Genomic DNA, 12,688 nt, shown 5'->3' with positions numbered 1-12,688 from the left:
TCCGACCGTCCGCAGGAGGCAGAAGTCGGCCGGGCGCTCGCCCACCTACTCATGACTTCCAGAGGAAGGAGGTAACCGTCACAGACGGTCTGGTCGAGAAAGCGTTCCAGCGCGCCCTCAATGCCCTCCTGCCGGCCCATCCGCAGAAGCGGCGGCCCATCCCCTGACAGGACCAGCGCGGCCCACCTCGGAGAAGGGCATCGACGCCCTCCTCGTACCGATGCCTCCGCAGCCGGAACGGACCTCGACCCCCGACGGCCGGGCCACATCGGCATACCCGGTGGCGCTGCCGTTTGGTGTCTGACTGTGAATAGCCCCCTCCACTGCACCATCAGTTCCCGCATCGGGCCACGTACCCGGCGATCCCCGCCGTGAGCCGGTCGACCGCCGCAGGGGCGGCAGCAGCGGCTGGCCGCCGGACGTCGACGACTCGCACCCGCCGCTACATCCCCGCCGGTGGCGGACGGAAGGCGAGGCCGGGCTGCACGACCGCTCCAGCCGGCCCCGTACGACGCCGCACCGCACCCCGGCCGCCCTGGAGGCCCGGGTCTGCGACCTGCGGCGGGCCCGCAAACTCGGCCCCGCCCGGATCGGGCCCGTCCTGGGCCTGCCCGCCTCGACCGTGCACCGCATCCTGGTCCGTCACGGCCTGCACCGCCTGGCCTGGCATGCGCGACCGGACGGCCTGAGCGGACACGTTCAACCAGCAGCCGTCTCCCGAAGACGGTCAGCCGGGCATTACGGTGGGACACGAAGACCTCCGTGCGGTGCAGTCCTAGACAGCTCCACCACACCGGAGGTCTTCGCCGTGATCAAGACCCACGACTGTCAACAACGCTCGTGATCAATACACCAGCCGGCAGGAGGCGCCGATGCCCGGCCTCCCGTCCGGTGATCACGCTGCCATTGAAGTGCGGACGCACTCTGTACCAGTGGGCCCGGCTCGTCACGTTCAGTCCGGCGGCCGGAAGTCAGATCTCCGGCGGCAGGGAGGGACTGTGGCGGGTTGCCCCCGCAGGGGTTGGCGGCGATACCCGGGCCGCTTCTCCCGTACCCGAGGCCGCCGACCCCGAGGAGGTGACCCGCCGCGGCCCCGACCCCACCCACCGACCGAAGGCGCCCCCGCCCACGACGGCCCGGCGGGCCCGCGGCGGACGTGACCCGCCTCACACCCCACCGCTCACCTGTGCGTTCCCCGTCACTTTTGCGAGCCCCGCCGCCCCGGGGCTGTACAGGCCGCTACGCGCGTAGATATGCTCCCCTTGTGACCATGCCCACCAATGCCACCGCATTCGCTGACGTGACCGCGTCCGACAGCACACTGCGCCGCTTCCTCCACGGGCTGCCCGGTGTGGATCCCGTCGGTCTCGAAGCGCGCGCCGCGTCCCTCGGTACCCGTTCGATCAAGACGACGGCCAAGGCGTACGCCATCGACCTGGCCATCTCGATGATCGACCTGACGACGCTCGAAGGCGCGGATACCCCGGGCAAGGTCCGGGCGCTCGCCGCCAAGGCCGTCCGCCCCGACCCGATCGACCGCACCACGCCGCACACCGCCGCGGTCTGCGTGTACCCCGACATGGTGGCGACCGCCAAGGCCGCCCTGGCCGGTACGGACGTGAAGGTCGCCTCCGTCGCGACCGCCTTCCCGGCCGGCCGCGCCGCCCTGGAGGTCAAGCTCGCGGACACCCGTGACGCCGTCGCCGCCGGGGCGGACGAGGTCGACATGGTGATCGACCGCGGCGCGTTCCTCGCCGGGAACTACCTGAAGGTGCACGACGAGATCCGGGCCGTGAAGGAAGCCTGCGGCCAGGCCCGGCTGAAGGTCATCTTCGAGACCGGCGAGCTCTCCACGTACGACAACATCCGCCGCGCCTCCTGGCTCGGCATGATCGCGGGCGCGGACTTCATCAAGACCTCGACCGGCAAGGTCGCGGTCAACGCCACCCCCGCCAACACGCTCCTGATGCTGGAGGCCGTGCGCGACTTCCGCGCCCAGACGGGTGTCCAGGTGGGTGTGAAGCCCGCGGGCGGCATCCGTACGACCAAGGACGCGATCAAGTTCCTCGTCCTGGTCAACGAGACCGTCGGCGAGGACTGGCTGGACAACCACTGGTTCCGGTTCGGCGCGTCGAGCCTGCTGAACGACCTGCTGATGCAGCGTCAGAAGCTGGCCACCGGACGTTACTCCGGTCCCGACTACGTGACGGTGGACTGATCGACATGGCATCTGTATTCGAGTACGCACCCGCTCCCGAGTCGCGCTCGGTCGTCGACATCGCGCCGTCGTACGGCCTGTTCATCGACGGGGAGTTCACCGACGCCGCCGACGGCAAGGTCTTCAAGACCGTCTCGCCGTCCTCCGAGGAGGTTCTCTCCGAGGTCGCCCAGGCCGGCGCCGAGGACGTGGACCGGGCAGTGAAGGCCGCCCGCAAGGCGTTCGAGAAGTGGTCGGCGCTGCCCGGCTCCGAGCGCGCCAAGTACCTCTTCCGGATCGCGCGGATCATCCAGGAGCGCTCCCGCGAGCTGGCCGTGCTGGAGACCCTGGACAACGGCAAGCCGATCAAGGAGACCCGCGACACGGACCTCCCGCTCGTCGCCGGGCACTTCTTCTACTACGCGGGCTGGGCGGACAAGCTCGGTCACGCCGGCTTCGGCCCCAGCCCGAAGCCGCTGGGCGTGGCCGGCCAGGTCATCCCCTGGAACTTCCCGCTCCTCATGCTCGCGTGGAAGATCGCCCCCGCGCTCGCCACCGGCAACACCGTCGTCCTGAAGCCCGCCGAGACGACGCCGCTCTCGGCGCTGTTCTTCGCGGACATCTGCCGCCAGGCCGGTCTCCCCAAGGGCGTCGTCAACATCGTCCCCGGCTACGGGGACACGGGCGCCGCCCTCGTGGAGCACCCGGGCATCGACAAGGTCGCCTTCACCGGCTCCACCGCAGTCGGCAAGGCCATCGCGCGCCAGGTCGCGGGTACGGACAAGAAGGTCACCCTGGAGCTGGGCGGCAAGGGCGCCAACATCGTCTTCGACGACGCCCCGATCGACCAGGCCGTCGAGGGCATCGTCAACGGCATCTTCTTCAACCAGGGCCAGGTCTGCTGCGCCGGCTCCCGCCTGCTCGTCCAGGAGTCGGTCCAGGACGAGTTCCTGGACTCGCTGAAGCGCCGCCTGTCGACCCTCCGCCTCGGCGACCCGCTGGACAAGAACACGGACATCGGCGCCATCAACTCGGCCGAGCAGCTGGCCCGCATCAAGGCCCTCGCGGAGACCGGTGAGGCGGAGGGCGCCGAGCGCTGGTCCCCGGCCTGCGAGCTGCCGTCGTCGGGCTACTGGTTCGCGCCGACCCTGTTCACGGGCGTCACGCAGGCGCACACGATCGCCCGCGACGAGGTCTTCGGCCCGGTCCTGTCGGTGCTGAGCTTCCGCACGCCGGACGAGGCCGTCGCCAAGGCCAACAACAGCCAGTACGGCCTGTCGGCGGGCATCTGGACGGAGAAGGGCTCCCGCATCCTCGCGGTGGCGAACAAGCTCCGCGCCGGGGTCGTCTGGGCCAACACGTTCAACAAGTTCGACCCGACCTCGCCGTTCGGCGGCTACAAGGAGTCGGGCTACGGCCGCGAGGGCGGCCGTCACGGCCTGGAGGCGTACCTCGATGTCTGAGAGCAACCGTCTGAGCGTCTTCAAGACCTACAAGCTGTACGTCGGGGGCAAGTTCCCCCGCAGCGAGAGCGGCCGGGTGTACGAAGTGCAGGACCACAAGGACAAGTGGCTGGCCAACGCGCCCCTATCCTCCCGCAAGGACGCGCGTGACGCGGTCGTCGCGGCCCGCAAGGCGTTCGGCGGCTGGTCCGGAACGACCGCGTATCTGCGCGGTCAGATCCTGTACCGCGTCGCGGAGATGATGGAGGGCCGCAAGGGACAGTTCGTCCGCGAGGTGGCCGCCGCCGAGGGCCTGTCCAAGTCGAAGGCGGCCGACGTGGTCGAGGCGGCCGTCGACCGCTGGGTCTGGTACGCGGGCTGGACGGACAAGGTCAGCCAGGTCGTCGGCGGCGCCAACCCGGTCGCCGGCCCGTACTTCAACCTGTCCACGCCGGAGCCGACGGGCGTCGTCGCCGTCCTCGCCCCGCAGGACTCGTCGCTGCTGGGCCTGGTGTCGGTACTCGCACCGGTGATCGCCACGGGCAACACGGCGGTCGTCGTGGCCAGTGAGAAGGCCCCGCTGCCCGCCCTGTCGCTGGCAGAGGTGCTGGCCACGTCGGACGTGCCCGGCGGCGTCGTGAACATCCTGTCGGGCCGGACCGCCGAGATCGCCACGCCGCTCGCCGCGCACCAGGACGTCAACGCCGTCGACCTCACGGGCGCGGGCCCCGAGCTGGCCCGCGATCTGGAGATCGCCGCCGCCGACAACCTCAAGCGCGTGCTGCGTCCACAGGCTGTGGACGGCGCCGCCGACTGGACCGCCGACCCCGGCACGGGCCGCCTGACGGCGTTCCTGGAGACCAAGACGGTCTGGCACCCGACGGGCTCCCTGGGCGCCTCGGGCTCGGCGTACTGAGCCGCACGGGCCCACCCGGTCCACCCCCCACACCGCGGCCCCGCATCCCCTCCGTCCGGGGGAGGCGGGGCCGCCTCGTGCGTCAGGGAGTGTCCGGCGGATCATGCCTGGGCCGCGCATGATCCGCCGGACACGGCCCAGGCCGGCGGACCTCGCCGCCCGCATACGGCTCAGCCCGGCAGCAGACCGCCCAGCAGCGGTCCGGCGACCGCCAGGTTCGGCGCGCTGGTGAGGGAGCCGGTGGCGGACCTCGTGTCGACCGGCCGGAAGTCCGACACCTGCGCGCCGACGCCGTTGCTCAGCGGGTCCACACCGGTCTCCGCGAGCGGGTTGATCTTCAGATGCTTCACCGGTGCCGCCGAGTACGGGACCGAGTCCGTCAGCGCCTGCACGGCCGCCGCGGGGTCGACCTGGTGCAGTTCCGCCGCCTGGGCCGTGCCCCCGGCGGCTCCGAGGGCCGCGCCCATCGCCGAAACAGTCAGTCCGGCCTTCAGCAAGGGGTTCATGGGAAATCCTGCCTGGAGGGTAATCAGTCGGACGCACACCGTAATTGACGTGTGATGCTGGATACCAACGGGTCCCCCGCGGGGTCCCCCGACCGGCCCAATGGTTCACACTGGTGTCCCGTGAGTTCCCAACCCCTCCCGACCCGCGTCGTCCTGCTCGCGGGCCCCTCAGGCTCCGGCAAGTCGTCCCTCGCCGCCCGCGCCGGTCTTCCCGTGCTGCGGCTCGACGACTTCTACAAGGAGGCCGACGACCCGACGCTGCCGCTCGTACCGGGCAGCACGGACATCGACTGGGACTCCCCCGGGTCCTGGGACGCGGACGCGGCGGTCGCCGCGATCGTGGAGCTGTGCGCCACGGGCCGTACGACGGTCCCGGTGTACGACATCGCCACCAGCTCCCGCGTCTCCCACGAGGCCCTCGACATGGCGCGCACCCCGCTGTTCGTCGCGGAGGGCATCTTCGCGGCGGACATCGTCGCCCGCTGCCAGGAGCTCGGCGTGCTCGCCGACGCCCTGTGCCTGCGCGGCCGCCCGTCCACCACCTTCCGCCGTCGGCTGCTTCGGGATCTGCGCGAGGGCCGCAAATCGGTGCCGTTCCTGCTGCGCCGCGGCTGGCGGCTGATGCGCGCCGAGCGCTCGATCGTGGCCCGGCAGACGGCGCTGGGCGCCCACCCGTGCGCCAGGAACGAGGCGCTGGACCGCCTGGCCGCCGCGTCGGCGGGCCGGCGCCACCGCGCGTCGAAGGCGCCGGAACCGGCGTAGGACATGCGTGCGCCGGACAAGCCCCCCAGCTTGTCCGGCGCAGGTTTCCCCCGGTGTTCCCCCGTTTCCCCCTTTTCCCGGTCCCCCGTTTCCCCGTTCCCCGTTTCCCCTCGCACCCCCGTGCGGGCCACCGGACTCCCCCGAGACCGGGACCGTTCCCCCAGTCCTTCAGGCCACGAGCTGGCCGAAGGACTCCTCCTGGTCACGGCCGAAGCTGAGGACCTCGTCCTCGCGCAGCCGGCGGAGCGACCGCCAGATGCTCGACTTCACCGTGCCGACGCTGATGTCCAGGATCTCCGCGATCTCCGGATCCGTACGGCCCTCGTAGTAGCGCAGAACCAGCATGGTGCGCTGCAGTTCGGGCAGCCGGGCGAGCGCCTGCCAGAGCACCGCGCGCAGTTCCGTGCCGCGCATCGCGTCGGAGTCGCCGACCGTCTCCGGCAGTTCCTCCGTCGGGTACTCGTTGAGCTTGCGGCGCCGCCAGGCGCTGATGTGCAGGTTGGTCATCGTGCGGCGCAGGTAGCCGCCGACCGCCGCCTTGTCGCTGATGCGGTCCCAGGCGCGGTACGTCGAGAACAGCGCGCTCTGCAGCAGGTCCTCGGCCTCGTAGCGGTCGCCGGTGAGGTGGTAGGCGGTGGCGTACAGGGAGGCGCGGCGCTCCTGGACGTAGGCGGTGAACGCGGCTTCCGCGCTCGCCTGCTTCGTCAGGGCCTTCCGCTCCCCCTTGACCTCCCCGTACGACCGTCCCCCGTCAGACACGGCGACCACGCAGGACGCCTTGTGCTGACGCCCGGCGCCGCGAACGCACCCCCGCCCGTTCACGGCGCCGGACTTCTCGTTGCTCCTCGCGACATCGTGGAGACGCGTGACAACTGCGTTCGAGGTGGTGCTGTGCTGCACTGCGTTCATCACGCCCCCCTGTCGTCGTGGAGTCGGCTTGTCCGTTGCGAAAAAGCTTGCCCAGGGGACTTCATGAGGGTGTCCGCCGACTGTCACAGGCGTGTCACAGGGGCCAGTGACATACCGTTCCGGTACCGGACGAGTCGTGGGAGCGCTCCAAGTGTCGAACTCGTATCGCCCTATGGGACAGAATGACGTCGTGCCTTTCCTGTTGCTGATCGAGGACGACGACGCCATCCGCACGGCCCTCGAACTCTCCCTGTCCCGCCAGGGCCACCGTGTGGCCACCGCGGCGACGGGTGAAGACGGCCTGAAACTGCTGCGGGAACAGCGGCCTGACCTGATCGTCCTGGATGTGATGCTGCCCGGGATCGACGGCTTCGAGGTGTGCCGGCGGATCCGGCGCACCGACCAGCTGCCGATCATCCTGCTGACCGCGCGCAGCGACGACATCGACGTGGTCGTGGGTCTGGAGTCCGGTGCGGACGACTATGTCGTCAAACCGGTCCAGGGCCGGGTCCTGGACGCCCGTATCCGTGCCGTGCTGCGGCGCGGGGAGCGTGAGACCACGGACTCGGCGGCGTTCGGCGCGCTGGTCATCGACCGGTCGGCGATGACGGTGACGAAGAACGGCGAGGAGCTGCAGCTGACGCCGACAGAGCTGCGGCTGCTCCTGGAGCTGAGCCGCCGGCCGGGGCAGGCGCTGTCGCGTCAGCAGCTGCTGCGGCTGGTGTGGGAGCACGACTACCTGGGCGACTCGCGTCTGGTGGACGCGTGTGTGCAGCGACTGCGGGCGAAGGTGGAGGACGTGCCCTCGTCGCCGACCCTGATCCGTACGGTGCGCGGTGTCGGTTACCGGCTCGACACCCCCTCTTGAGGATTCGTGAAGGACGGGACAGCACATTGAGCGGTGCCGCGAAGGGCGCCCGGCGGGCGCTGAGTGCGGGCAAGCGGTGGACGAGTCTGCGGGTGCGTCTGATCGTCGTGTTCGGCCTGGTGGCGCTGACCGCCGCCGTGTCGGCGTCGGGGATCGCGTACTGGCTCAACCGTGAGGCCGTGCTGACGCGTACGCAGGACGCGGCGCTGGGCGACTTCCGGCAGGAGATGCAGAACCGGGCGGCCGCGCTGCCGCTGCGGACGACGGAGGAGGAGCTGCGGCGGACGGCCGAGCAGATGTCCGGGGGCGGCGGCGAGTACAGCGTGGTGCTGCTGGGCGAGCGCGACGCGGGCAAGCCGGTCGTGGGCGTCTCGGACCCGGACCGGTTCACGCTCAACGACGTACCGGCCTCGCTGCGGGCCGCCGTGGACGAGGAGCAGGAGCTCACGTCCGGCAACGAGTACCCGTACCACGTGTTCTGGCTGCGGACGACGCTGCGCGGGACGCCGTACCTGGTGGGCGGCACGCGGATCATAGGCGGCGGGCCGACGGGTTACATGCTGAAGTCGCTGGACCCGGAGCGGCAGGACCTGAACTCGCTGGGCTGGTCGCTGGCCGTGGCGACGCTCCTCGCCCTGCTGGGGTCGGCGCTGCTGGCGCAGGTCGCGGCGACGACGGTGCTGAAGCCGGTACACCGGCTGGGCGAGGCGGCGCGGCGGCTGGGCGAGGGCCGGCTGGACACCCGGCTGCGGGTGTCGGGCACGGACGAACTGGCCGAGCTGGCACGAACGTTCAACAGCGCAGCGGAGAGTCTGCAGAAGAAGGTCGCGGACATGAGCGCGCGGGAGGAGTCCAGCCGCCGGTTCGTGGCGGACATGTCACACGAGCTGCGGACGCCGATGACGGCGCTGACGGCGGTGACGGAGGTCCTGGAGGAGGAGCAGGACAGCCTGGACCCGATGGTCGCGCCCGCGGTGTCGCTGGTGATCAGTGAGACACGGCGGCTGAACACGCTCGTCGACAACCTGATGGAGGTCACGCGCTTCGACGCGGGCACGGCGAAGCTGGTCCTGGACGACGTCGATGTCGCCGACCAGGTGACGGCGTGCATCGACGCCCGCGCGTGGCTGGACGCGGTGGAGCTGGACGCCGAGCGGGGCATGATGGCGCGCCTCGACCCGCGTCGGCTGGACGTCATTCTCGCGAACCTGATCGGCAACGCGCTCAAGCACGGCGGTTCGCCGGTGCGGGTGTCGGTGCGGACGTCGGGCGACGATCTGCTCGTCCGGGTGCGGGACCACGGTCCCGGCATCCCGGAGGAGGTGCTGCCGCATGTCTTCGACCGGTTCTACAAGGCGAGCGCGTCGCGGCCGCGGTCGGAGGGCAGCGGTCTCGGCCTCTCGATCGCCATGGAGAACGCGATGATCCACGGCGGCGACATCACGGCGGTCAACTCGCCCGACGGGGACGGCGCGGTGTTCACCCTCCGCCTCCCCCGGGACGGCTCCGGCGTCGAGACCGGGGACGGTGGCTCCGCGGACGGCGAGAAGGGCGGAGAAGGCGGAGAAGGCGCCGGTGGACGGAACGGCCGCGGGGACGGCGGCCCAGGGCACGAGGGACAGGAGTGACGGTCGGCATGCGGGTGCCTGAGGCGCGGCGGCGCCCGGCGGACGGAGCCGGGGCATCGCCGGAGTCGGTGGCCGGCCGCGGCACGGGTCGCGGGCGGCAGGGGCGTCGGCCACGAGGGCGTGGGGCCGCACTGGCCGGTGTCGTCGCCGTGCTCGCCGCCGTGACCGTCGGGTGCGGGATACGTACCACGTCGGTGCCGGTCGACGCGGGCGGGGCGCCGTCCCGGGTGCCGTGCAGCCTGTCGGACACGGAGGCTCCGGACGAGCCCGCCGACGGCGTGCCGGTGCGGGTGTACCTGGTGTGCGCGTCGGCGCTGGAGGCGGTCGACCGTACGGTCCTGCTGCCGGACGGCGTCAGCGGCGACGCCTCGCGCGTGGCGACCGCGCAGGCACTGGCCGACGCGGCCCGGGAGCGGCCTTCGCAGATCGAGCGGCAGGCCGGGTTCACGACGTACCTGCAGCGGCCGCTGACCGTGTCGGCGGGCCGCGCGGGCGATCCGCCGGGGGCGCTGCGGCTGAGCCGGCAGCCCGAGGACCTGCCGCCCGAGGCGCTGGCGCAGCTCGTGTGCACCTACGCGGAGTCGGACACGACGTCCGTGCGGGGCACGGTGGTACTGGGCGGTCCCGGGGACTATCCGGTACGGCGCTATGTGTGCGACCGGAGCGTGAAGGAGCGGCCCGAGTCGCCCGTGCCGACACGAGCGCCCTGATTCGGCTGAGTCCGGCGTGTCCCAGGCGGAACCGATCCTGCCGTTCTCCACGTCTTGGGGGGCGTGCAGCGTCAAGGTTCGGGCGGCAGTGCCGCCATCCGCTACCGCGTGGCGGGGCTTGTCCTTCTCTTCGTCCATCTGGTGCTCGTGGGGTGGCTGACGCTGCGGCCACTGGACGCGATGTGGGTGACGGCGGCCAATCTCGAGCCGCTGGCGGGGATCAAGGCCGATCTGGCACTGGGCCCGTACGAGGCGGCGCGGCGGATCGGTGAGGCGCTGGTGCTGCTGGCGCCGCTGGGTGTGCTGCTGCCGCTGGCGGACGCGCGGCTCGATGTGTCGCCGTGGGCGTCGCTGGTCCGTACCGCGTCGGCCGGGGCGCTGGTGTCGCTGGGGATCGAGCTGTTGCAGACGGCGGTGCCGGGGCGGGTCGTCGACGTGGACGCGGTGCTGCTGAACACGGCCGGTGTGGCGTTGGCGCATCTCGCGGTGGTGCCGGCCTGGCGGTCGCGGCTGCGGCGCAGGCTGTACGGGGCCGGGCGGGGCACAGGCGGTCCCGGCCCCGGTGCCGGGGCGGGCCGCTGGTCCGCCCCGGGGAGGCAGCGGCGGCGGGGCGGGGCCCTGCGGCGGGATGACGCTCCTCAGGGGGCGACCCCGAGGATTCCCAGGGTCGGGATCGCCCCGTAGTCCGACGCTTTGTCCGGTCGCCCGGGTGAGTATGGATATATCGGAGGCCCGACGGGGGCTTCCGCGACGCAGCTCACGAAGGAGCCCACCATGGCCGCACTTGCCCGCCCCCGTGACGGACGCATGATCGGCGGAGTGTGCGCGGCGCTGGCACGGCGCTTCGGCACCTCGGCGACGACGATGCGCGTGATCTTCCTGGTGTCCTGCCTGCTGCCGGGCCCGCAGTTCCTGCTGTACCTGGCGCTGTGGGTGCTGCTGCCGGAGGAGAAGTCCTCGAACGCGGCCTGGTAGGCGCCACGGAGAACCGGACGGCTGAAGAAACGGTACGGCGGTGGGCGCGCACCTTGTGGTGCGCGCCCACCGGCGTACTGCGCGCCCCGGCGTGCGGTTCAGCCGAGGCCGGTGACCGGGAGGCCGCCGCCGACCGGGAGGCCGCCGAGGAGCCCCACGACCGGGGCGACCGGGGTGTCGACCGGGACCTCGGGGGCGGCGCTGCCGACGGTCTCCAGGGCGCCCTGGGTGAGGGTGGCGGCCTCACCGAGGCCGCCCGGGAGCTGGGAGGTGACCTGCTCGACCGGCAGGGTCTTGGTGGGGGTCTCCAGCGCGGCGCCGGAGGGCAAGGCGGTCAGCGCGGCGGCGTTGCCGGCGGCGGAGGCTGCGAAAGCGGCACCGAGCGCGGCGACACCGATGGTCTTGGCAGCGGACTGCTTCATCGAAATTCGTCCTTGGGGGGAACTCGGGAGGATGAGCGGCTCTGCAACTTAGCCAGCGGGCGATGCGTGCCGCAAACACCGAAAACGGCCGGGCCTTGGAATGCCCGGCCGCTCCCGGCACGCTGCGCATGCCGTGAAATCAGCGCGACTCCGAGGAGGAATCACTGGTCACAGAAGTCTGCCTGAACAGCCATTCGGACTTCAGCTCGGCATATCCGGGCTTGATCACGTCATTGATCATGGCCAGCCGTTCATCGAAAGGAATGAATGCTGATTTCATCGCATTGACCGTGAACCACTGCATGTCGTCGAGTGTGTAACTGAAAGCCTCGGTCAGCAGCTCGAATTCGCGGCTCATGCTGGTGCCGGACATCAGCCGGTTGTCGGTGTTCACGGTGGTCCGGAAGTGGAGGCGGCGGAGCAGCCCGATGGGGTGCTCGGCGTAGGACGACGCGGCGCCGGTCTGGAGGTTGGACGTCGGACACATCTCCAGCGGGATGCGCTTGTCGCGTACGTACGCGGCGAGACGGCCGAGGGTGACGGTGCCGTCGTCGGCCACCTGGATGTCGTCGATGATACGGACGCCGTGGCCGAGGCGGTCGGCGCCGCACCACTGGAGGGCCTGCCAGATGGACGGCAGCCCGAACGCCTCGCCGGCGTGGATGGTGAAGTGGTTGTTCTCCCGCTTCAGGTACTCGAAGGCGTCGAGGTGCCGGGTGGGCGGGAAGCCGGCCTCGGCGCCCGCGATGTCGAAGCCGACGACGCCGACGTCGCGGTGGGCGTTGGCGAGTTCGGCGATCTCCAGGGCGCGGGCGGCGTGCCGCATCGCGGTGAGCAGGGCGCCGACACGGATACGGTGACCGCTCGCGCGGGCGCGCCGCTCGCCCTCGCGGAAGCCTTCGTTGACGGCCGCGACGACCTCTTCGAGGGTGAGGCCGCCTTCCAGGTGCTGCTCGGGGGCGTAGCGCACCTCCGCGTACACGACACCGTCCTCGGCGAGGTCCTCGGCGCACTCGGCGGCGACGCGGAAGAGGGCCTCGCGGGTCTGCATGACGGCGCAGGTGTGCGCGAAGGTCTCCAGGTAGCGCTCCAGGGACCCGGAGTCGGCGGCTTCGCGGAACCACAGGGCGAGCTTGTCCGGCTCGGTCTCGGGAAGGGCTTCGTACCCCTGCTGCCGGGCGAGGTCGATGACCGTACCGGGGCGCAGGCCGCCGTCGAGGTGGTCGTGGAGCAGGACCTTCGGGGCGCGGCGGATCTGGTCCGCGGTGGGAAGAATGAGGCTCTGGCTCGTCATTTTCGAACTCTAGCCCCTACGCGCGTAGAGAGCGCGGTGGCGACGCAAGTCGGCCGGGG

Annotated in this window: 13 protein-coding genes and 1 pseudogene; 10 read left to right on the top strand and 4 right to left on the bottom strand. The window is 71.3% G+C overall.

Translation table 11 applies throughout. The annotated features are described in order from the left end of the window. Nucleotides 1–310: 310 nt before the first annotated feature. From FVS66_RS36970 to FVS66_RS33750, 4 genes and pseudogenes are all read left to right on the top strand, one after another. Nucleotides 311–685: pseudogene (locus FVS66_RS36970) on the top strand (helix-turn-helix domain-containing protein); the annotation flags it as partial. A gap of 585 nt (nt 686–1,270) precedes the next feature. Then, nucleotides 1,271–2,218, top strand: coding sequence for a deoxyribose-phosphate aldolase (gene deoC / locus FVS66_RS33760; protein WP_149185048.1), 948 nt, complete (start codon nt 1,271–1,273; stop codon nt 2,216–2,218). Nucleotides 2,219–2,223: 5 nt separating this feature from the next. Continuing rightward, on the top strand, nt 2,224–3,660 hold the full coding sequence (locus FVS66_RS33755) for an aldehyde dehydrogenase family protein (protein ID WP_149185047.1): 1,437 nt from the start codon (nt 2,224–2,226) through the stop codon (nt 3,658–3,660). Next, nucleotides 3,653–4,555 carry an aldehyde dehydrogenase family protein gene (locus FVS66_RS33750; RefSeq protein ID WP_149185046.1) on the top strand — a complete coding sequence of 301 codons (903 nt, stop codon included), beginning with the start codon at nt 3,653–3,655 and terminating at the stop codon, nt 4,553–4,555. The genes FVS66_RS33755 and FVS66_RS33750 overlap by 8 nt, the downstream gene beginning before the upstream one ends. Before the next feature lie 170 nt (nt 4,556–4,725). On the opposite strand, the gene FVS66_RS33745 is transcribed toward FVS66_RS33750, so the two are convergent. Continuing rightward, nucleotides 4,726–5,061 carry a hypothetical protein gene (locus tag FVS66_RS33745; protein ID WP_149185045.1) on the bottom strand — a complete coding sequence of 112 codons (336 nt, stop codon included), beginning with the start codon at nt 5,059–5,061 and terminating at the stop codon, nt 4,726–4,728. 54 nt (nt 5,062–5,115) lie between these two features. On the opposite strand from FVS66_RS33745, the gene FVS66_RS33740 reads away from it, so the two are divergent. Beyond that, the gene (locus FVS66_RS33740) at nt 5,116–5,823 is read left to right on the top strand and encodes a uridine kinase (RefSeq protein WP_149185044.1); all 708 of its coding nucleotides are present in this window, start codon (nt 5,116–5,118) and stop codon (nt 5,821–5,823) included. A gap of 168 nt (nt 5,824–5,991) precedes the next feature. Here FVS66_RS33740 and FVS66_RS33735 read toward each other — a convergent pair whose 3' ends face one another. Further along, a complete protein-coding gene (locus FVS66_RS33735; RefSeq protein ID WP_149185043.1) occupies nt 5,992–6,732 on the bottom strand; it encodes a SigE family RNA polymerase sigma factor in 741 nt (246 codons plus the stop codon). Between the two features lie 190 nt (nt 6,733–6,922). Here FVS66_RS33735 and afsQ1 point away from each other — a divergent pair, with 190 nt between their 5' ends. The 5 genes from afsQ1 to FVS66_RS33710 all read left to right on the top strand — a co-directional run bounded on the left by afsQ1 (nt 6,923) and on the right by FVS66_RS33710 (nt 10,913). Then, complete coding sequence (gene afsQ1 / locus FVS66_RS33730; protein WP_187645816.1) at nt 6,923–7,600, top strand: two-component system response regulator AfsQ1; 678 nt, start codon at nt 6,923–6,925, stop codon at nt 7,598–7,600. Then, the gene (locus tag FVS66_RS33725) at nt 7,498–9,228 is read left to right on the top strand and encodes an ATP-binding protein (protein ID WP_399226823.1); all 1,731 of its coding nucleotides are present in this window, start codon (nt 7,498–7,500) and stop codon (nt 9,226–9,228) included. The genes afsQ1 and FVS66_RS33725 overlap by 103 nt, the downstream gene beginning before the upstream one ends. Before the next feature lie 8 nt (nt 9,229–9,236). After that, the gene (locus FVS66_RS33720; RefSeq protein WP_262387353.1) at nt 9,237–9,938 is read left to right on the top strand and encodes a hypothetical protein; all 702 of its coding nucleotides are present in this window, start codon (nt 9,237–9,239) and stop codon (nt 9,936–9,938) included. Nucleotides 9,939–10,001: 63 nt separating this feature from the next. Further along, a complete protein-coding gene (locus tag FVS66_RS33715; RefSeq protein WP_149185040.1) occupies nt 10,002–10,622 on the top strand; it encodes a VanZ family protein in 621 nt (206 codons plus the stop codon). Nucleotides 10,623–10,712: 90 nt separating this feature from the next. Next, nucleotides 10,713–10,913 carry a PspC domain-containing protein gene (locus tag FVS66_RS33710; protein WP_149185039.1) on the top strand — a complete coding sequence of 67 codons (201 nt, stop codon included), beginning with the start codon at nt 10,713–10,715 and terminating at the stop codon, nt 10,911–10,913. Nucleotides 10,914–11,011: 98 nt separating this feature from the next. On the opposite strand, the gene FVS66_RS33705 is transcribed toward FVS66_RS33710, so the two are convergent. Together FVS66_RS33705 and FVS66_RS33700 are read right to left on the bottom strand one after the other, a co-directional pair. Further along, the gene (locus FVS66_RS33705; protein ID WP_149185038.1) at nt 11,012–11,335 is read right to left on the bottom strand and encodes an ATP-binding protein; all 324 of its coding nucleotides are present in this window, start codon (nt 11,333–11,335) and stop codon (nt 11,012–11,014) included. Nucleotides 11,336–11,474: 139 nt separating this feature from the next. Next, the gene (locus tag FVS66_RS33700; RefSeq protein WP_149185037.1) at nt 11,475–12,629 is read right to left on the bottom strand and encodes an adenosine deaminase; all 1,155 of its coding nucleotides are present in this window, start codon (nt 12,627–12,629) and stop codon (nt 11,475–11,477) included. Nucleotides 12,630–12,688 lie beyond the last annotated feature (59 nt).

Source organism: Streptomyces sp. TRM49041, from assembly GCF_008271805.1.
In the GTDB taxonomy this organism is placed as follows: domain Bacteria; phylum Actinomycetota; class Actinomycetes; order Streptomycetales; family Streptomycetaceae; genus Streptomyces.
Note: the sequence above shows the minus strand (reverse complement) of the source record. Positions and strands in the feature narration are given on the sequence as shown.